The organism is Flavobacterium bizetiae (genome assembly GCF_024271895.1).
Classification (GTDB): Bacteria; Bacteroidota; Bacteroidia; order Flavobacteriales; family Flavobacteriaceae; genus Flavobacterium; species Flavobacterium bizetiae.
Genome location: NZ_CP091861.1, coordinates 974,859 through 993,743 on the forward strand (window position 1 = coordinate 974,859; position 18,885 = coordinate 993,743).

Annotated in this window: 21 protein-coding genes; 16 read left to right on the forward strand and 5 right to left on the reverse strand. The window is 33.5% G+C overall.

Going from position 1 to position 18,885, the window contains the following annotated elements; all coding sequences use genetic code 11:
- Positions 1-9: 9 nt before the first annotated feature.
- Together L0669_RS04420 and L0669_RS04425 are read right to left on the reverse strand one after the other, a co-directional pair.
- Positions 10-1,554, reverse strand: a complete 1,545-nt coding sequence (locus L0669_RS04420) for a patatin-like phospholipase family protein (protein WP_263761617.1) — start codon at positions 1,552-1,554, stop codon at positions 10-12.
- A gap of 416 nt (positions 1,555-1,970) precedes the next feature.
- Positions 1,971-2,513, reverse strand: coding sequence for a DMP19 family protein (locus L0669_RS04425; RefSeq protein WP_263761619.1), 543 nt, complete (start codon positions 2,511-2,513; stop codon positions 1,971-1,973).
- 246 nt (positions 2,514-2,759) lie between these two features.
- Between L0669_RS04425 and L0669_RS04430 the strand changes: the two genes are divergently transcribed.
- Both L0669_RS04430 and L0669_RS04435 read left to right on the forward strand, forming a co-directional pair.
- Complete coding sequence (locus L0669_RS04430) at positions 2,760-3,416, forward strand: hypothetical protein (RefSeq protein ID WP_263761621.1); 657 nt, start codon at positions 2,760-2,762, stop codon at positions 3,414-3,416.
- Between the two features lie 75 nt (positions 3,417-3,491).
- Entirely contained in the window at positions 3,492-4,298 is an 807-nt protein-coding gene (locus tag L0669_RS04435; protein ID WP_263761623.1) for a hypothetical protein, read from the forward strand.
- A 52-nt stretch (positions 4,299-4,350) separates the two neighbouring features.
- Here L0669_RS04435 and L0669_RS04440 read toward each other — a convergent pair whose 3' ends face one another.
- Positions 4,351-4,692 carry a hypothetical protein gene (locus L0669_RS04440; RefSeq protein WP_263761625.1) on the reverse strand — a complete coding sequence of 114 codons (342 nt, stop codon included), beginning with the start codon at positions 4,690-4,692 and terminating at the stop codon, positions 4,351-4,353.
- Between the two features lie 173 nt (positions 4,693-4,865).
- Between L0669_RS04440 and L0669_RS04445 the strand changes: the two genes are divergently transcribed.
- The 5 genes from L0669_RS04445 to L0669_RS04465 all read left to right on the forward strand — a co-directional run bounded on the left by L0669_RS04445 (position 4,866) and on the right by L0669_RS04465 (position 7,489).
- Entirely contained in the window at positions 4,866-5,267 is a 402-nt protein-coding gene (locus tag L0669_RS04445; protein WP_263761627.1) for a helix-turn-helix domain-containing protein, read from the forward strand.
- Positions 5,268-5,345: 78 nt separating this feature from the next.
- Positions 5,346-6,107, forward strand: a complete 762-nt coding sequence (locus L0669_RS04450) for an MBL fold metallo-hydrolase (protein ID WP_263761629.1) — start codon at positions 5,346-5,348, stop codon at positions 6,105-6,107.
- Between the two features lie 152 nt (positions 6,108-6,259).
- The gene (locus L0669_RS04455) at positions 6,260-6,541 is read left to right on the forward strand and encodes a hypothetical protein (protein WP_173969417.1); all 282 of its coding nucleotides are present in this window, start codon (positions 6,260-6,262) and stop codon (positions 6,539-6,541) included.
- 21 nt (positions 6,542-6,562) lie between these two features.
- On the forward strand, positions 6,563-6,994 hold the full coding sequence (locus tag L0669_RS04460; protein WP_263761631.1) for a hypothetical protein: 432 nt from the start codon (positions 6,563-6,565) through the stop codon (positions 6,992-6,994).
- Positions 6,995-7,072: 78 nt separating this feature from the next.
- Positions 7,073-7,489 (forward strand): hypothetical protein, encoded by a 417-nt coding sequence (locus L0669_RS04465; protein ID WP_263761632.1) that lies wholly within the window; start codon positions 7,073-7,075, stop codon positions 7,487-7,489.
- Positions 7,490-7,499: 10 nt separating this feature from the next.
- On the opposite strand, the gene L0669_RS04470 is transcribed toward L0669_RS04465, so the two are convergent.
- Entirely contained in the window at positions 7,500-7,670 is a 171-nt protein-coding gene (locus tag L0669_RS04470; RefSeq protein WP_263761634.1) for a hypothetical protein, read from the reverse strand.
- A gap of 97 nt (positions 7,671-7,767) precedes the next feature.
- Between L0669_RS04470 and L0669_RS04475 the strand changes: the two genes are divergently transcribed.
- The 3 genes from L0669_RS04475 to L0669_RS04485 all read left to right on the forward strand — a co-directional run bounded on the left by L0669_RS04475 (position 7,768) and on the right by L0669_RS04485 (position 9,865).
- Entirely contained in the window at positions 7,768-8,319 is a 552-nt protein-coding gene (locus tag L0669_RS04475) for a DUF6438 domain-containing protein (protein ID WP_263761636.1), read from the forward strand.
- Positions 8,320-8,877: a YdeI/OmpD-associated family protein gene (locus L0669_RS04480; RefSeq protein WP_263761638.1), complete on the forward strand. Its 558-nt coding sequence runs from the start codon at positions 8,320-8,322 to the stop codon at positions 8,875-8,877. It begins immediately after the preceding gene.
- A gap of 85 nt (positions 8,878-8,962) precedes the next feature.
- A complete protein-coding gene (locus L0669_RS04485; RefSeq protein ID WP_263761641.1) occupies positions 8,963-9,865 on the forward strand; it encodes a PhzF family phenazine biosynthesis protein in 903 nt (300 codons plus the stop codon).
- Between the two features lie 255 nt (positions 9,866-10,120).
- On the opposite strand, the gene L0669_RS04490 is transcribed toward L0669_RS04485, so the two are convergent.
- Complete coding sequence (locus L0669_RS04490; protein ID WP_263761643.1) at positions 10,121-10,348, reverse strand: CDGSH iron-sulfur domain-containing protein; 228 nt, start codon at positions 10,346-10,348, stop codon at positions 10,121-10,123.
- A 567-nt stretch (positions 10,349-10,915) separates the two neighbouring features.
- Between L0669_RS04490 and metG the strand changes: the two genes are divergently transcribed.
- The 6 genes from metG to L0669_RS04520 all read left to right on the forward strand — a co-directional run bounded on the left by metG (position 10,916) and on the right by L0669_RS04520 (position 18,453).
- Positions 10,916-12,973, forward strand: a complete 2,058-nt coding sequence (metG, locus tag L0669_RS04495; protein WP_263761645.1) for a methionine--tRNA ligase — start codon at positions 10,916-10,918, stop codon at positions 12,971-12,973.
- Positions 12,974-13,222: 249 nt separating this feature from the next.
- A complete protein-coding gene (locus tag L0669_RS04500; protein ID WP_173969425.1) occupies positions 13,223-13,498 on the forward strand; it encodes a hypothetical protein in 276 nt (91 codons plus the stop codon).
- Positions 13,499-13,674: 176 nt separating this feature from the next.
- The gene (locus tag L0669_RS04505) at positions 13,675-15,114 is read left to right on the forward strand and encodes a hypothetical protein (protein ID WP_263761647.1); all 1,440 of its coding nucleotides are present in this window, start codon (positions 13,675-13,677) and stop codon (positions 15,112-15,114) included.
- A 232-nt stretch (positions 15,115-15,346) separates the two neighbouring features.
- Complete coding sequence (locus L0669_RS04510) at positions 15,347-15,916, forward strand: NfeD family protein (protein WP_263761649.1); 570 nt, start codon at positions 15,347-15,349, stop codon at positions 15,914-15,916.
- Between the two features lie 11 nt (positions 15,917-15,927).
- A complete protein-coding gene (locus tag L0669_RS04515) occupies positions 15,928-17,445 on the forward strand; it encodes a flotillin family protein (protein ID WP_263761651.1) in 1,518 nt (505 codons plus the stop codon).
- 120 nt (positions 17,446-17,565) lie between these two features.
- A complete protein-coding gene (locus L0669_RS04520; protein ID WP_263761653.1) occupies positions 17,566-18,453 on the forward strand; it encodes a DMT family transporter in 888 nt (295 codons plus the stop codon).
- Positions 18,454-18,885: the final 432 nt, after the last annotated feature.

Consider the following 18,885-nt stretch of genomic DNA (forward strand, 5'->3'; position numbering starts at 1 on the left):
CGTGTAAAATTAATTATGTTCTACCAATAATTCTTTCAATTCATTGGTTTTTAAATACGCCGCAAAACGTCCGGAAAGCAATAGAACTTCTCTTTCTTCGGGCGTAATTCTTAGTTTGGTTTCAACGTGCGAGGCATATTCGTATAACATTAAAACCTGTCGTGGCGACAAATCTTTGAACTTCTCTTTATTTAATGTTGCCACGATAACTTCGCCATCTTTATCTTTTGTAAACGAATCTTCGCCAAACTTCGAGATTAGATCTAGTTTAAAACTACCATACAACTTTACCCAACTACTCGATTCATCGTTCGTGTTTTTCAATTCGGTTACCAATTCTTCGTAATTCTCATCCTTGTTCATCTTGATCAAATAATCCCGAATAGTGGTAAAACCAATAATCTGATAATTCGAAACCGGTATTTTATAACGTTCAAACGTGTTTTCTATATCTTTATCAAAAGTCATATATCTTGTTTGAACCGTATATAAAGAAGCCGTTTCGAACAACGAAATCAGTCTTATTTTCGCATCGTTGATATAAGGCGTTTTCTTTCCTTGTCCCAGACAATCAATAAAAAGCGCTTTCTTGTTTTTATCATTCACCTTTGTGTCGTTATGAAGTAATTCGACCAAAGTTTTATAGCCCATATTGTCCGAAGCGCCGCCATCGACGATACACAATATTTTCTCCTGATTTTTTACGCCAAATTTCACTTTAGGTAAAACGCCCGGAAAAGCCGAACTCGCCGTTATAGCATACGTAAGTGGGAAATTATAACCATCGTTAACCTCATTTTCGTTTAAGGCAATCGAAGCTTTATTGGGGGCCAAAGACGAATTGAGATTTAGACCTCTAATAATATGTGGCATAAACGGAATGCGTTCGCCATTATTAAAGGCCGTTCCGTTGGCCACAAACATGGGCAAAGACGGAGTTGCGGTACTATTTTTTGGAACAAAAAAATCCGACAATAACATTTGAGTTCCAAACTTATTCGTGTTATCGGGATTTAGCGCGTCGTATTGCAAAATATCCGAATCTATTCGCTGCGTCATCGATATTTTATCGCCTTTTTCGTTTCGGCTATTGTTTAAAAGAGAAAGAATATTAGCCGATTTATCGACATAATCCTTATAAGCATCGGCTTTAGAAAAGTAGAATTCGTTGAAGGAGCAATTATCATAAAACAATTTATTTTTAAGAATCGTTAAATAATAGCCTGCCGAAAAGCAACCGCCGGAAACCGTTGAGAAATAGTCGATTTCGTTCAAAAAATTACGCTGCGAATTATCTTCCTGAATTTCTTCTAAACCCAAAAGCACGCCCATACTAAAAAATTGCGCTCTCGAACCTCCGCCCGAAATTCCAATTCCCAACGCAATATTAGGATTCTGAAACTTCGTATCCCGCTCCTGAACCGACTTATAATCGTCTAATGCAACCGCTGGAATCGAACTATAATTAATTTCCGAAAAAAGGTTTATTTTATTCTGAGAATATCCTATCTGAAGAAAAAGAAAAAGCAATATCTGGCAGTATTTATATCTCATTTTTGGGCTTTTATAATCGCTAAATCACTCAGGGCTAAATTAATAAAGTTATTTCACAAACAAATACCAACACTTCACAAAGATTCCCTAAGTTTTCTTTAAAAAAATTTGAAATTAATCGCGTAATCCCGACCGCCATCGGAAGCAGAGTTCTTCTTCAAATTGTCAGGTTGAGCAAAGTCGAAGCCACTTTTTTTTAGCCACAGATTAGAATGATTAAAATGATTTTTTAAAATCAGCTTAAATTTGGGTGAACAAAATAATCCACTAGAATTTATTGATCGCCCAAAGACGCAGAGTCGAAAAGAAAATAAAACTTCGCGTCTCTGCGTCTTTGCGCGAAAATTCGAGACATTCAATCAAAAACCTTAGCGCTCTTTGCGGTTAAAAAATCTCTGCAATTAAACACATAAAAATTAAGCCCTCTTTATCTCATGCCCCACATATTCCTCTAAAGCAGCAAACATATCATCTACCGAAAGCACTTCGAAATCAGGATGATTTTTCAGGAAATCAGCATTTAGCGTCACCAGATTTTCTTCCAATTCAAAAAAAGTATCATTGTTTAGCAAATCACGAGTTGGGTTTACGCCTTCCAGTTTTCCGCTTACAAATTTATTCAGCTTTACGCTGCTCATCAATTTCACCTTTTTACTTTGTTGCTGAAACAATTCAAGATGTTTTTCGGCACCAATCAAAGCCAAACCTTCTTCGATAAGTTCGTTCAGTTCCTTATTCCAACCCGATTTATACACAAATTGACCAAAATTACCTTCGGCATATTGCGAATAGTAATAATCAAGATAATAACTCATCAAAGCATCTTCATGAATAAATTCGTCATCGACACCTTCCTCACGCATTAAATTAATCACCGAAATATTAGAGTGAATCACATCCTGAAGATTTTCACTATTCATTGCCGTTTCAGAAACTATTATTCTACCAAATTCCTCCATTTTGTTTTTGTTTTGAGATTGTCCTGCAAATTTCGGCGAAATAATAATAGGATTCAGAATAAATTTTTGGGCGTTCCCTCCGGTCGGGCTATTCGCTGCAAGTCCTCGCACTTCCTTCGTCAGGCTGTGGGCTTTTCGCTGCTATCCCTAACGCAATCTGGTATTCAAAAGAAGATTTTATTTTACGAGATTATTTTGAAGGAAAAAAGACTATTTTAGCAAGGAAAAAATGAAATTATAACAAAAATGAAACTACTAAAAACTCAAAAAAATTCGCTATTTGATATAATTCAAGAAATTGATTTTTTCTCTCATAATCAATTTGAATTTATTGAAAATGAATCAGAGGGAACATACAATACACGCATACAATATAATCCCGATAAAAGTTTTTTTTTCTCCTTTACTGATAGTAAATCTATCAACGTTTTATATGTTAATTATTCACCAGGAGAAGAACAAATTATTGACAGTAGCTCCCAAATTACTTGGAATGAAGCTTTAAATCATTTTCTAAATTGGTTGGTTTTTCTAAATAGAGAAGTGACTGCTCCAAACTTATGGGAAAAATTTAAAACCGAAATTTCAGATATTAAATTTCTAAATAATTTTAATAATGAAAAATTTTCTTTCTCCGAGTTTACCGAAATATCGCAAAAAATAGAATCTTTAAAGAATAGCCTTTCCACAATTCCATTAATATTAAATCAACAAAATGAAATAATATTGAGATTAGACCATCTAAGCGAAACTGCAAAAGATTTAGGCAAATTTGATTGGATAAATCTCTTTGTAGGAACAATTATTAGCGTAGTAATTCAATTAAATGTTACTCCCGAAAATGCAAATGCACTTTGGGAATTAATAAAAAGAATTTTCAATAATTACTTTCTACCAAAATAATAAATTAACCAACTTTATTAATATAGAATAAATAAGTCCACTAATAAATAATAATCTTACTTACAACTTCAAAAAATGGCTAAAGAAAAAATTGATATATCAATGCAATTTGTAATTTTCACTACTACAATAGCTATATGGATTTATTTATATGACAAAATTGTAGAATTAACTACAAATCAGCCTACCAATGATTCATTATTAATTCTTAGTGTCTGTCATTATTTATCATTTATATGTATATTTTTAAGTTTTATAATTTTAACTAATAAAACATTTAACTTAAAAAAATCTAATTATTTTGATCATACTAAATTCAATGACTTCTCTATTCTTTCTCATAAAATTCTATTCTCATTATGGGCACCAATGTTTGTTTTTAGTTTGATATCAATTCTTTCAGTTAATTTTTCTGGAAATATTATTTTTAAATATCAATCACCTCTAGTCTTACTTTTCTCTTTAATTATTACCGGTTTATTTTTTAAGATTATACTTGGAATCCAATACATAAAAATAATCCAAAACATAAATATCAAATCACTCTGGATTTTCTTATCACTAGTTTCATTTTATTTTCTCTATGTTTCAACTCTTGTTCTTCATTCATCAAGTATAGATTTTAAAACTGACAAAGAATTTTATCAAGACAATGACATTGTAAAACTACAAATTAAGCCAAGAGGTTACATCTTTTTACCCCGAATTGAAAAAGTAGCATATAATATTAATTATGAAAATTTTAAAAAAGATTCCGATCATACTTATTCACTAAACTTAAAAAAACATCCAAATAATGGATGGTCAATAATTGAAATTGTTTATGAATCACAAATCTTTAATATTATAAAAAAGGATTATCATGATCTCAACAGAAACTAAAATATTTCATAACATTAGAGATATCACGAATTTAAAATCAATCACAAAAAATTCATTCATCAACACCCTGAAAATCTCCAACAAGTATTTCATTAATTTCACTTAACATTTCAAATTCATCCAAAGGAAACATCTTGAGTACGGTTTCTAAAATGAGACTTACATTAATAGATGAATTTTTGTCTGTTTCTGAGATTCTATACATATCGTTTTCCAGCGCCAAAATGCATAATTTTAGCATGTTGGTAATAACACAACCCAATTCATAATAATCTAATAACTCAATTTGAGCGGTGTAAAACTTTGTTTTATCTTTAGACGGGTTTAAAGTGGTACAATATCGGGCAGTTAATTTTCTAAGATTTTCAAGGCTTTTAATTTTATTTGGCTCCATGACAATTTGCTTTTTCGGCTTTAATTATGAGAAAAATAGTACTTTTACTTAATAAATAGCAAGAAAGAAATAGATTATATTGTTACGAACTATTACCGATGGTATTTTACAAATACTGTCTTGTATTTTACCAAAACAAGAAAAATTAAAAGAATTTTAAATATCTTTGAACTATGAGCACAGCGATAAAACCAAAACATATTGGCAGAAATATTAGCCGAATCAGAGAGCTTCGAGGCATGAAACAAGAAGCACTTGCTTTTGCAATTGGCATAAGCCAGCAAACTATTTCTAATATTGAAGGAAGCGAAAGTATTGATGAAGAAAAATTAAATGCAATTGCTGAAGTTTTAGGCGTTTCTGCCGAAGCAATTAAAAACTATAGTGACGAAACAGTACTTAATGTTATAAATAATACTTTTACCAATACTAGTCACGATAGTTCAACAATCAACTCAATTAGCATTCAACCTACTTTTAATCCACTTGATAAAGTAGTTGAACTTTTTGAAAGGTTAGTTCAATCCGAAAAGGAAAAAGTAGAATATTTAGAAAAATTACTAAAGGGCAAATAGCCTTTATATAAATTACAAAACATAAAAAGAGACTCGTGAGTCTCTTTTTAGTTTTAAATCAATCAAAAACAAATCATCATGCCTCAAATTCATCACCTCAACTGTGTAAAAATTGTTTCACCCGTAAACGACAATGTATGCGGACATTGTTTATTGATTCAGGAAAACGACAAACTTATTTTAATCGATACCGGAATTGGACTTTTAGACATTCAAAAACCGCAGGAAAGAATTGGTCAACAACTTATAGATATGGTGGGTTATCATTTCGATGAAAATCAAACCGCAATCAGACAAATAGAAAAACTAGGGCTAGATCCTAAAAACGTAACCGATTGTATTATTTCGCATCTTGATAATGATCATATTGGCGGTTTGGCAGATTTTCCAAACGCAACTGTTCATGTTGGACTTGAAGAATGTGACGCCTATATTTCAGGAAATCCAAGGTATTTAAAAACACCATTATTACACCAGCCAACAATAAAAACCTACGAAAAATTAGATTTAAACTGGTTTGGATTCGAAGCCAGAAAAGTTGATATAGATATCGAAACTGAAATTTTTCTAATTCCGCTTTTCGGACACACTTTAGGACATTGCGGCATTGCTTTAAAAACAGAAAAAGGATGGATATTCTATATCGCAGATGCCTATTATATGCGAATAGAACTTACTGACAGCGATCATCCTGTAAATCAACTGGCCAAGATGAGAGCCGAAGACAATGATTTAAGATTAGAAACCTTAGATAAAATTAGAACTTTAATCAACGATCATCCGGAAATCGAAGTTTTTGGATATCATGATATCGAAGAATTCAACTTTTACAAGAATTAAAAAAAGCAAAATTTCGTAAAAAAATTCAAGATTTTAACGCAACCATTTTCGAGAAGGTTCATCTGTTAACAAAGAGAATGCTTTATCCTATCGCAAAAACATTAAAATGCGAGAAAAAAGTAATTCTCTACTAACGTAAAAACCTTTAGTTTATGGATGACCTGCCAAAAAACCTTACCCTATTTTACGTCTCCGGCATATTTTCTCTTATAGTAGGAATAATTTATGCCATAATGCTCATCGACGGAAATTCTGCGCCAGACGGATTAATGGGAATTTATATTTTGTTTTGTTTGCTTCCGGTTATTATTCTCGTAATAATTGATCGCTTTTTGGTTTCAAAATTCGGCAATCAAAAAGTAAATATTGTAGAGTTCTCTTTTCTGGGATTTATTATACTTTTATGGATTGTAAAAATGATTCTGAATTTATAATTATAATCTAAACGTAGTAGTATGGAAATTTTAAATACGGCAATAAAATTCGCATTATTAATCGCTTTAATTATCTCTCCTGTACTACTATTTAATAAGCTACGTAAGCAAAAATTTAGATATTTCTTTGTGTACTATTTAATTTCGGCCGGGCTTATTACCTTCTTTCTCATTCTGATTCTTGCGTGGTGGTCACATTTTTCAACTGAACTTCTTCTTTCGCATTATGGATATTCTTCTGGTGATTTGAATGAAACAGATAGAATGAAAAATGTTGCCATTGAAAATTTAGATACGGTAAAAAAACTACGAATAAGCAAAATGGGAATTGGCTGGCCACTTAAGGCTTTTATGTTTTATCCGTTTTATTTTCCTTATCTTATTTTGGTGTATTTGGGTATGTATTTTTACAAGAAAAAATCAAATCAAAAAGTAAGCTTACAAAAAGTCTAAATTGAATTTTTAATCCGATTAATGAAAAAAAGCAGTGAATGTTCAGAATTTGAGACAACATTTTCATCTCTACAAAAAATGGGTGAAAGATTCCCAAACGCAAAAAACACTTTCGAATTATTAAAAGAATTAAATCAGGAAACTACAAATTTGCAATGTGATCTTTTAATTTCTGAAATCCATAAAATTCAATATCATTCGAATACAAATAGTTATTTTCTGTTCTATTTCCCGATAGTGAGTCATGCTTTATACCACAAACCTGAATACGAAAAAGACCTTTTAAAGTATTTGATACAACCCAACTTTGCCAACGGAATAACCGAAACGAATTTAATGATCGCGATGATTCACGGAGCAATGAAATTTAAACTTGACGAAGATGTGTTTTATTTAACTAAAGAAAGTCAGTTTTGGGTTGTAAATGAACTTCCTAAACTAGAAAAGGAAATTCAGCGAGAAATAGACATTTGCTGGAAAGAACTTGAAGATTAGAACATTCGATTTACACAGCGCCGGATTCGTCGCTATTTTTCTTTTCGTTCATTTTTGCCACTAAAGCTTTGAGACGTAATGCACGTTCTCGCTTTTCTTCCTGAAGTTTGGCCTTTTTCTTATTGAGCAATTTGGTATGCAAAGCCTTGTTTTTGGTATTTTTTTCAGGTCCTTTTGCCATGATTTATTTTTCTTTCATTACGTTTACAAAGATAAAGAACTAATTGTAAAGACAAACGATTAGAAATCCAGATTGATAAAACCAACAAAACTTGGCTATGAAAATAAAAATCTTACTTATTTCATTTGTTTTATTACTTTCCTTAAGCTGCAAAAAAGAAGAAGCAGAAGTAAAATTTAAATATTTTGATTTTTCTTATAGTAATACTTTCGAAACATGTTTTTCAGTAAAATTCACTCCAAACGACAGCGTTTATATTCGAGAACACTGGAACGCACATGATGTTTGGGACAGCACAAATATTCCAAAAGGAAAAACAAATTATATTGCTTTAATAAGTCAAAAAGATAAAAATAAGCTGATTGATTTAATATCTAAAACACAATTAAAAAAATATAATTCCGAATATGTTGAGAATTATTCTGATGGAAGTTATTACACTATTTACATAGACAAAGATTCAATCAAAAAATCAATTGCAATACATAGTTACAAAGATGATGTTCCAAAAGATTTAGATTCTTTAGCTAATTGGATTTATAACTGGAAAAAGAAAGTGAAATTAATTGAAAGCAATAAAAAGCTAACTTTTTTTAGTTCAAAATATATTCTTCCACCGCCTCCACCTCCATTAAAAACTGATAAATAAATGAATCCAACTTTCTTCCCAACCCAAGAAAAATTCAGAGCATGGTTAGAAAAGCATTACCAGAAAGAAACCGAACTTTTAGTAGGTTTCTATAAAGTGAATAGCAAAAAACCATCGATGTCCTGGTCAGAATCTGTCGATCAGGCGCTTTGTTTTGGTTGGATAGATGGCGTTCGAAGATCTATAGACGACGAAAGTTATTCGATACGATTTACTCCAAGAAAAAAATCCAGTATTTGGAGCGCGATCAACATTAAAAAAATCGAAGCGCTCACAAAGGCCGGATTGATGAAAGAAGCCGGAATAAAAGCTTTCGAATTCAGGTCTGAAGAAAGATCTAAAATTTACTCGCATGAAAATGAAGCGTATATTCTGGATCCTGAACTCGAAAAGCAATTTAAAGCTAATAAAATAGCCTGGGAATATTTCAATAATCAGGCACCATCGTACAAAAAGGTAATAATTCATGTAATTATGAGCGCAAAACAAGAAAAAACCAGAATTGCAAGATTAGAAAAAGCAATAAAGTTTAGTGCCGAAGGAAAACGAATGCTGTAAAAGAAAAACGAATCTTTGTAACTGAGATCAAAAGACAAATGGTAACTTTATTCTATCGAAAAATTTCATCTAATAAACTATAATAATGAAAGATAGAACCGCATTAGAATACTATGTTTTAGATGTATTCTCTAATAAAAGTTACAAAGGAAATCCGTTGTCTGTTGTTTTTACAGATGGAAATCTCGAATTAGAAACGTATCATAATATCGCAAAGGAATTTGGTTATTCTGAAACTTCATTTGTTTATTATTCTACGATACAAAAAGCGCTCAATGTTCGTTCTTTTACGCCAACTGGTTTTGAGGTTGATGGCGCAGGACACAATTTATTAGGAGCAGTTTGTGCGGCATTGTATCAAAAGATGCCCATATTCGATGAGCAAAACGAAACGAATCGTTTTGTAATCATGAAAGATAATCCAATACCACTAACCACAAGTTTTGATCCTGTTACTGAATATCCTGTGGTACAAATGCATCAAAAACCGGCTGTTGTTTTGCAGGAAGTTCCGGCTTCGACCATCGCAAAAGCACTTGGTTTGGCCATTGATGACTTAACGGTTGGAGAACTTTTGCCTACAATTGTCAAAACCGAAGTTGCGCATTTGATGGTTCCTATAAAAAACAGACGATTCTTGCACGATTGTATTCCTGACAACAAACGCTTAGTCGAAATCTCGAAAGAATACGGATTTGAAGGGTTTTATTGTTTTACCATTTTTAACGAAAAACACGAGAATATAGTCGAAGCCAGATTCTTTAATCCGTTAATTGGTATAGATGAAGATGCCGCTACCGGAACCGCCGCCGGACCTTTAATTGGCTTTTTGACAAAAAACAAATACACAAAACCCAATACCGAATATAAAATTCTGCAAGGCGTAAAACTAAGTCAGCCTTCGTTGATTGAAGTGATGAGCAGAGATAATGACATTTTGGTTGGCGGTTCTGCTGTTATTACTATGAGGGGCGAGCTTTATATATAATGCTAATCAAGAGCTAAAATGTGCCATTAGGCACTAAATGTTGGTAGAAAAACGGGAATAGGAATAAAGCGTGCCGTAGGTATGCAATAGTTATTGTTTTGTTGCGTACCTACGGCACGCCAACGTATCGCGAACTAATTTCCTACCCATATTTAGTGCCTAAGGGCACAAATTATAGATCTTTAATATTGGGTATTATATCTAACTAAAAAAAGCTGCATGATGCAGCTTTTATATTGTAACCAGAAAATTTTCTTAGTTGGTTTTGATTGGTGGTAAATCGAATGCGATAGAATCGTGTTCGAAGTTGTTACGGTGTCCTCCATCGCAAAAAGGTTTGTTTGCAGATAATCCGCAACGGCAAAGTCCTAATGCAGCTCTTCCTTGTAATCCGTAAACTGTTCCTTCCGGATCCATGATTTCGAAATCTCCTTCAATCTTGATAGATCCGTTTTTATTGATGATTAATTTTGTCTTGCTCATAACTTGTTTTTGTTTTTTTTCAGGGCAAAGATTGCAAAATATTTTTTGAAGATTTCAGGCGAAGGGCTAGTTTAAACTGGTTCTATTTTATGGATTGAAATAATCTCGCAAAGTCGCAGAGACGCAAAGTTTTTGTACTGTGATTATTATACACAAACTTGTCAGACTGAGCGAAGTCGAAGTCCCGCAAAGTGATTTAGCATATGTGGCTTCGACTTCGCTCAGCCTGACAATCGAAAAAACATTCTTATGAAAACGAATGCCCTAGCCCCGATAGAAGTGGAAATCCTTTTACTTTTTTCTTTAAAAAGTAAAAGATTGGAACGGATAGCGGGATTAGCTCCTGAAAAAACTACTAAGAGAAATCAAAGCTTTGTCGAGTTTCTAGTGTGGTTGCTTCGTTCCTCGCAATGACAAACAATGAGAAAAAACTTTGCGACTCTGCGCCTTTGCGAGATTAATTCACATTCTTTAAAACAAAAACTCGGCGCTTTTTCTCTGCGAAACTCCGCGAAATAACAAAATCTCAATTCTATTGCTTATTTTTGCACTCAATAAAATTGAGTTATGATACAGAATCCAAAGAGATATACTATTACGGCGGCATTGCCTTACACCAACGGACCTATACATATTGGGCATTTGGCGGGGGTTTACGTGCCTGCAGATATTTATTCGAGATATTTACGTTTGCAAGGAAAAGACGTTGCGTTTATTTGCGGAAGTGATGAACACGGGGTTGCAATTTCGATGAAAGCCAAAAAAGAAGGAATTACACCACAAGAAGTTATTGATAAATATGACGGAATTATTAGAAAATCATTTGCTGATTTCGGGATTTCGTTTGATAATTATTCTAGAACTTCGGCTAAAATTCATCATGACACTGCTCAGGAATTCTTTAGAACATTGTATGATAATGGCGATTTTATTGAAGAAGTAACGGAGCAATTATACGATGCAAAAGCAAATCAGTTTTTGGCTGATCGTTTTGTAGTGGGAACTTGCCCAAAATGTGGTAATGACGGAGCTTATGGCGATCAATGCGAAAATTGCGGATCGACTCTAAATGCTACGGATTTAATAAACCCAAAATCGACAATTACGGGAGAAACTCCGGTTTTGAAAGCAACAAAGCACTGGTTTTTACCGCTTGACCGATATACTGAATTCCTGACGGAATGGGTTCTTATTGGACATAAAAGCGACTGGAAACCTAATGTTTACGGACAAGTTAAATCTTGGGTTGATGGCGGACTTGAACCTCGTGCGGTAACGCGTGACCTTGATTGGGGAATTGATGTTCCGGTTGAAGGTGCTGAAGGAAAAAAATTATATGTTTGGTTTGATGCGCCTATTGGGTACATTTCATCAACAAAAGAATGGGCTTTACGCGAAGGAAAAGATTGGGAACCATACTGGAAAGATGAAGACACGAAGTTGGTTCACTTTATTGGGAAAGACAATATTGTTTTTCACTGTATTATTTTCCCGGCGATGCTTAAAGCCGAAGGAAGCTATATTTTGCCGGACAATGTTCCTGCAAATGAGTTTTTGAATTTGGAAGGAAACAAACTTTCGACTTCTAAAAACTGGGCGGTTTGGTTGCACGAATATTTAGAAGAATTTCCGGAGAAACAAGATGTTTTGCGTTATGCATTAACATCAAACGCTCCAGAAACTAAGGATAATGATTTTACCTGGAAAGATTTCCAAGCGAGAAATAACAACGAATTGGTTGCGATTTTCGGGAATTTTATTAATCGTGTTGTGGTTTTAACCAACAAATATTACGACGGATTTATCCCAACTCCGAATGAATTATCTGAAGTTGACGAAAATACTTTGGCAGAATTAAAAGCGTATCCGGCCGTGATTTCAAGTTCGGTTGAGCGTTACAGATTCCGTGAAGCTTTGGGCGAATTGATGAATGTTGCTCGTTTAGGAAATAAATATCTTGCCGATGAAGAGCCTTGGAAAGTGATGAAAGACAATCCGGAGCGTGTAAAAACTCAAATGTATGTGGCGTTGCAAATTGCTGCTGCATTGAGCATTTTGGCAGAACCGTTCTTGCCTTTTACTGCAGCTAAGTTATCAAGAATCCTGAAAAATGAAGGTAAACTGAATTGGAATGATGTTACTGAAAATTCAGAATTGATTCCATCAGGGCACCAAATTGGTGAAGCTGAATTATTATTCGCAAAAATCGAAGACGAAGAAATACAAAAACAAATAGATAAATTGGAAGCTACAAAAACTGCTAATCTTGCGGAAAGTAAACAACCAGAACCTCAAAAAGAATTGATTCAATATGAGGATTTCGCTAAAATGGATTTACGCGTAGGAACTATTATTGAAGCTGAAAAAATGCCAAAAGCAAACAAACTTCTGGTTCTTAAAATCGATACCGGAATTGACGTTCGCACGATTGTTTCTGGAATTGCCGAAAGCTTTTCGCCAGAAGAAATCATTGGAAAACGTGTTACGGTCTTGGCAAATTTAGCGCCAAGAGCTTTACGCGGAGTTGAAAGTCAAGGTATGATCTTAATGACAACAAATGCCGAAGGAAAATTGGTTTTTGTAAACCCGGATACTGATGCACCAAACGGTGAAACGATAAACTAACTTTTTTTGTAAAAGGTTAGATGCGAAATGTTAAAACATGAGAAATTTCTCATTTTTTTTCTTTTTACCTGAATTTATAGTTGTACGTTTGTCGCGACTAAATATTTCAAACTTTAAATAAAAACTTATTAAAAGTTAACATAAGCGAACCCTCGCCATGGTGATGGAACAGGAAACTGTCCTAAATCTATTCTTTGAATATTTAGTCACACCTAAAGCGAGGGTTTCGTGCGTTTAAAATTTTCGATTATGACTAAAGAAAATGAAAAAACATCAGAACAAGCTGTAATGACAGCAATGGCAAAATTCCTTTCAGAACTTTGGTATGAAGAGGACTTTAGAGATCAACCAGAACATTTGTCTGAAATTTTCGAGACCATTCTCTTAAACGAAATGGGTGACGATCAGGATCTTCGAATTAAAATGGTGACTTCTATCAGAACTAGTAAATTGTTGGCCAACGCTCTTGGTTCTTTTACAGACAAGGAAATTAACAATGCCTGCAAAAAAATCATGAATGCGTAATACCACACAAAAACAAGTTTAATCTAAATTTTATAATTATTGAAAAGCGTGAATTTGTTAATCACTTAATAGATTCTCGCTTTTCCTTTTAAAAGAAAATTCGGAAACATTTTATTTACTATTCTTTTACTTTCAAAAAAAAACAAGATATTCGTCAAAAAAAATCAGACTAAATAATGATCAAAAAATTATTCTTTGCCTCGCTATTTTTAAATAGTTTACTTTCTTTTTCGCAAGATATTGTAAGTTCTACTTCTGTTGAATTAAAAAAGAATCGTGACATTTTTCAGGTTGTAAATACTGAAAAAAAGGATGTTACTTTATTTGTTAGTGACAAAATAAAAGTAAAAGCCATTCATCTTAACGAAAACATGCAAATTGTTGATAGTATTTCTACCGAAAGACCAAATACTAAGACTTATGATAATATGATTGGTTATAATATCAGCAATAACAATACTAGATTATTCTGGTCGTCTGATAATTATCAGGACATTTATACGCAATTGTTTGATTTTAATACGCGCAAAGTAGAAACAAAACAATATTCTCTCGTATTAAAAGAAGAGAAAATTCTACAAAAATTCAGCGAAAATGAGAATTTCTATATTTTAACTTTTATCAGGAAAAGCAATAATTTGAAACTTCATATTTTTGACAAAGACGGAAACTATAATGCAAAAACAATTTCGCTGGAAGGATTTCACTTTGTAAAACGCACTTATGCAAAAACAGATTTAGATGGAGTATTAAGTGAAAATTTACTTCCTTTTGAACTTCCATATACATTAAAGTATATCACTCCTGAAAACCCAACTTCATTAACCGATGGAGCCAAAAAGAGAAAATGTTACTTTAATAAAAACCAAATTATAATAACTCTGGATACTAATGTTGACTTTACTCAGGTTTTTACTATTGATCTAAACACGTTTACTGCTACAGAAAAAATGATAAAACAACGTTTTATACCAGGAGATCGTATATCTTTAAATTCTAACTCTTTCTATTTTGAGAATAAACTGTATCAGATAAAAACTTCATCAGATCTTTTATATTTTACCATAAAAGATTTGGATGACAATATCTTAAAAGAACATTTTGCTAATATTACCAAACCAATCGAATTCAAGAATTCCGAAATATATCAGGAAGGTGGAGATTTCTTTGGAGGAAAAAGAACCTTAGAAACCTCAGCGCAGTTTATTAGAAAAGTAAACAATTTAAATACTGGTCTTTCTTGCTATCATATTGGCGAAAATACTCTAATTACTTTTGGAGGTGTTTCTTCAACTCAGCAATCAGGCGGACAAGCGGCTTTAGGACAATTTGGCTTCATTGGAGCTTTGATTTCAGCAGCAGTATACAATCCAACAATGGAAAACTTCAACTCCTATACTAATAGAAAAGTCGTGAAGATTGAAGGTTTATTTGACAAAGAGGGAAATAATATAAAAGGCGAATTACAACCTTTGGCATTTGATAAAATCAGAACGTTTTTTGACAAAAACACCGATGTTTCATCACAAACCTTATTTAAGATTAGTAATTTTTATTATTTGGGTTATTATGACAATAAAACCAAAGAATATATCATTAGAAAATTTGCTGATTAAAATTTTAAATTCCCGAGTTATCCCAATGGAAGCTCGGGATTTTTTTATCGAATATAAAGCAAAGATTACAATTCTCTACTCAACAACACAATTCCCCTTTTTATGATAGTCATAAACTGGCACGACTCTTTATTTATTTAGACACTACCAGAACATCAATTTTAATTCAAATTAGTTTTCTTTCATAAAAAGTAAGATATTAGCGCCTAAAGTTATTCGAAAAATCGAAATTATGGAGCTATTAGATAGTTTACCCACGTTACTTAAATCTTTTTGGTATATCGCTATTCCAACAAGTATCATTTTTATTATTCAAACCATTATTACCTTTTCAGGGCTTGATGTCGCTGATGGTTTCGACACTGATTTTCATGGTGATATGCACGACGGAGGTTCAGACTTTCAGCTTTTTTCATTACGAAATCTGATCAATTTTTTGTTAGGATTTAGCTGGACAGGAATTTCTTTCTATTCCACAATTGGCGATCAGCCCATATTGCTTATCGTTGCTTCCTTTATCGTTGGGGTTTTGTTTGTGGTTTTATTTTTTCTGGTCATCAAACAAGTACAAAAACTAGCCGAAGACAATTCTTTTAAAATCACCAATACTTTAAATAAAACTGCCGAAGTTTATTTGACCATTCCTGAAAACAAAAAGGGAAAAGGCAAAATTATGATTAGTGTAAACGGTGCATTTCACGAATTGGAAGCCATGACCGAAAATGAAAGAATCCCTTCAGGAGCAGTAGTTAAGGTAATAAAAATAGAAAATAATAATATTTTAATAGTAGAATCCATTTAACATAACCAAGCATGAATCCAATTATTTTAATTGCAGTTGCGGCAATCGTTTTATTCGTAACAATTTCGGCATTAATATCAAGGTACAAACGTTGTCCTTCTGATAAAATCTTAGTCATTTACGGGCGTACCGGTGGCACATCAGCAAAATGTGTGCACGGAGGTGGTGCTTTTATCTGGCCGGTAATTCAGGATTATGCTTTTTTAGATTTAAAACCGCTTTCGATCGAGGCTAACTTAACAAATGCATTAAGTAGACAAAACATTAGAGTCGATGTTCCGTGTCGATTTACAATCGCTATTTCTACAGAATCAGACAGCATGAATACGGCGGCTGAAAGACTTTTAGGTTTATCATCAGAACAAATTCAGGAACTTGCAAAAGATATTCTATTCGGACAATTGCGTTTGGTAATTGCTACGATGACTATCGAAGAAATCAATTCTGACCGTGATAAATTTTTGGATAATATTTCGAAAAATGTTGACAGCGAATTAAAGAAAATTGGTTTAAAACTAATCAACGTAAACGTTACCGATATTAAAGACGAGTCTGGATATATCGAAGCTTTAGGAAAAGAAGCTGCTGCGAAAGCAATCAACGAAGCAAAAATTAGCGTTGCTGAACAGGAAAAAATTGGGGAAACCGGTAAAGCTCTTGCCGATAGAGAAAAAGATACTCAAATTGCTGAAACGCACAGAGACCGAGACGTAAAAATCGCTATTACTCAAAAAGACAGAGAAATTAGTATTGCAACTGCCTCTAAAGATGAAACAATTGGAAAAGCAGAAGCTGCAAGAGATACAAGGGTAAAAACTTCTGAGGCAAATGCCATTGCTATTCAGGGAGAAAATGAGGCGAAGATTGCGATTGCAAATTCTGAAGCTTTACGTAGAGAAAAAGAAGCAGAATCGTTGCGTATAGCAATAACAGCAGAGAAAGTACAACAAGCAAAAGCATTAGAAGAATCGTATGTTGCTGAGCAAAAAGCCGAGTTAGCCCGTTCTGAAAGAGAACGTTCTACGCAAATTGCCAACATTGTAATTCCTGCCGAAATTGCGAAACAAAGAGCCATTATCGAAGCTCAGGCTGCTGCCGAAACCATAAGAGAAAATGCTAAAGGAGAAGCTGATGCGATTTTTGCAAAAATGGAAGCAGAAGCAAAAGGTCTTCTTGAAATATTAACAAAACAAGCCGAAGGTTACAAAGAAGTTGTGGCTGCGGCTGGTGGCGACCCAAGTAAAGCTTTCCAATTATTATTATTAGAAAAACTTCCTGAATTGGTTAAAACTCAGGTTGAAGCTGTTAAAAACATCAAAATTGATAAAATTACAGTTTGGGATTCTGGTAATGGTCAGGGCGATAACGGGAATTCATCAACAGCAAACTTTGTTTCAGGAATGATGAAAACAGTTCCCCCATTGAATGATTTATTCAATATGGCCGGTCTTAATTTACCGTCTTACTTAAAAGGAGAAGATGCTCCGGAAGTTCCTCCAACAATTGAAGTAGTAGAAAAAGAAGAATAACAATCTGCTTATTTTGTATATTATATAAATTGCGTGAACTTTGCTTCACGCAATTTTGCTTTAAAAAAGAATTAAAATACACTTACAAGATTTACCTCAGTAAGTTCGAAACGCATTAAAATGAAAATTACCAAACCAAGATTAGCCTTAATCTGCGGAATACTTTGTATTTCGATTTTCCCAATATTGGTTAAACTCAAACTGACGTCAGGATTGATCTCGGCTTTTTATCGCATGGCTATTGCTCTGGCTCTACTTTTGCCTTATGTGCTTATTACCGGAAACTTCAAACTTCCAAAGACTAAATACATCTTGTTAGCGGCTCTTTGTGGTCTTTTATTTGCTTCTGATGTAACGGTTTGGAATATTGCTATTCAGGATTCAAGCGCCACTCAGGCTTCTTTACTAACCAATCTTTCTCCGGTTTGGGTAGGGATTGGTTCTTTTTTCTTTTTGAAATCAAAACCAACCACTAATTTCTGGATTGGAACAGTAGTTTCCTTATTCGGGATGATCACTTTAGTTGGTTTTAGCTTTTTTCTGGAGTTGAATTTTAATCAGGCTTTTTTGTTTGCCGTTTTATCGGGAATTCTATATTCAATTTATCTTTTGGTGAGTAAAAATGTACTTTCTCATGTTGATGTTTTATCGTTTATGACTATCAATCTGATCGCCTCAAGTATTTATTTAGGAATTCTTTGCTACGCATTAGACGAACCCTTTACCGGATTCTCAGATACGGGTTGGTTTGTATTAGTTCTTCAGGCGGTAATGTGTCAGTTGTGTGCCTGGCTTTCGATTAGTTATGCCACACAACATATGCGCGCTACCAGAGTTTCGTTAAGTTTATTGAGTCAGGCAGTAATTACATCGATATTAGCTTGGTTGTTTTTAGAAGAACAAATAACTTTACAAATGGTTTTTGGCGGAATCATTTTGCTATTCGGAATCAGAATTACGTTTTATGATAAGACAATCTCTTTGAAGAAACTGTTTAGTAAGGGATAAGGTTGAGAAATGGCACGCGGATGATGCGGGTTTAAACGGATTAACGCAGATTTATTTTTAATTTGTTGCGGCAAAGTTCTCTCGCAGATTGAGCAGATTTTTTTTAAATCATTGTAATCTTTTAATCTGTCGCAAAAAAATTAGTGCTAATTCGTGAAATTCGTGGCGAAAAAGCTTCACGTAGATTAGGCAGATTGAGCAGATTATTTTTAAAATCATTGTAATCCTTTAATCTGTGGCAAAAAAAATTAGTGCCAATTCGTGAAATTCGTGGCGGAAAGCTCCACGTAGATTAGGCAGATTGAGCAGATTATTTTTAAATCATTGTAATCCTTTAATCTGTGGCAAAAAAAATTAGTGCTAATTCGTGAAATTCGTGATGGAAAGGTTCTCTCGCAGATTGGGCAGATTGAGCAGATTTTTTTAAAATCA

Excerpts from the sequence above, each read along its gene's own strand:
- L0669_RS04520 (WP_263761653.1), top strand. The coding sequence starts at position 17,566 with ATGAAAATTACCAAACCAAGATTAGCCTTAATCTGCGGAATACTTTGT.
- L0669_RS04475 (WP_263761636.1), top strand. The coding sequence starts at position 7,768 with ATGAAAATAAAAATCTTACTTATTTCATTTGTTTTATTACTTTCCTTA.
- L0669_RS04420 (WP_263761617.1), bottom strand. The coding sequence starts at position 1,554 with ATGAGATATAAATACTGCCAGATATTGCTTTTTCTTTTTCTTCAGATA.
- L0669_RS04455 (WP_173969417.1), top strand. The coding sequence starts at position 6,260 with ATGGATGACCTGCCAAAAAACCTTACCCTATTTTACGTCTCCGGCATA.
- L0669_RS04490 (WP_263761643.1), bottom strand. The coding sequence starts at position 10,348 with ATGAGCAAGACAAAATTAATCATCAATAAAAACGGATCTATCAAGATT.
- L0669_RS04500 (WP_173969425.1), top strand. The coding sequence starts at position 13,223 with ATGACTAAAGAAAATGAAAAAACATCAGAACAAGCTGTAATGACAGCA.
- metG (WP_263761645.1), top strand. The coding sequence starts at position 10,916 with ATGATACAGAATCCAAAGAGATATACTATTACGGCGGCATTGCCTTAC.
- L0669_RS04430 (WP_263761621.1), top strand. The coding sequence starts at position 2,760 with ATGAAACTACTAAAAACTCAAAAAAATTCGCTATTTGATATAATTCAA.
- L0669_RS04515 (WP_263761651.1), top strand. The coding sequence starts at position 15,928 with ATGAATCCAATTATTTTAATTGCAGTTGCGGCAATCGTTTTATTCGTA.
- L0669_RS04485 (WP_263761641.1), top strand. The coding sequence starts at position 8,963 with ATGAAAGATAGAACCGCATTAGAATACTATGTTTTAGATGTATTCTCT.
- L0669_RS04480 (WP_263761638.1), top strand. The coding sequence starts at position 8,320 with ATGAATCCAACTTTCTTCCCAACCCAAGAAAAATTCAGAGCATGGTTA.
- L0669_RS04465 (WP_263761632.1), top strand. The coding sequence starts at position 7,073 with ATGGGTGAAAGATTCCCAAACGCAAAAAACACTTTCGAATTATTAAAA.
- L0669_RS04440 (WP_263761625.1), bottom strand. The coding sequence starts at position 4,692 with ATGGAGCCAAATAAAATTAAAAGCCTTGAAAATCTTAGAAAATTAACT.
- L0669_RS04470 (WP_263761634.1), bottom strand. The coding sequence starts at position 7,670 with ATGGCAAAAGGACCTGAAAAAAATACCAAAAACAAGGCTTTGCATACC.
- L0669_RS04435 (WP_263761623.1), top strand. The coding sequence starts at position 3,492 with ATGGCTAAAGAAAAAATTGATATATCAATGCAATTTGTAATTTTCACT.
- L0669_RS04510 (WP_263761649.1), top strand. The coding sequence starts at position 15,347 with ATGGAGCTATTAGATAGTTTACCCACGTTACTTAAATCTTTTTGGTAT.
- L0669_RS04460 (WP_263761631.1), top strand. The coding sequence starts at position 6,563 with ATGGAAATTTTAAATACGGCAATAAAATTCGCATTATTAATCGCTTTA.
- L0669_RS04425 (WP_263761619.1), bottom strand. The coding sequence starts at position 2,513 with ATGGAGGAATTTGGTAGAATAATAGTTTCTGAAACGGCAATGAATAGT.
- L0669_RS04445 (WP_263761627.1), top strand. The coding sequence starts at position 4,866 with ATGAGCACAGCGATAAAACCAAAACATATTGGCAGAAATATTAGCCGA.
- L0669_RS04505 (WP_263761647.1), top strand. The coding sequence starts at position 13,675 with ATGATCAAAAAATTATTCTTTGCCTCGCTATTTTTAAATAGTTTACTT.
- L0669_RS04450 (WP_263761629.1), top strand. The coding sequence starts at position 5,346 with ATGCCTCAAATTCATCACCTCAACTGTGTAAAAATTGTTTCACCCGTA.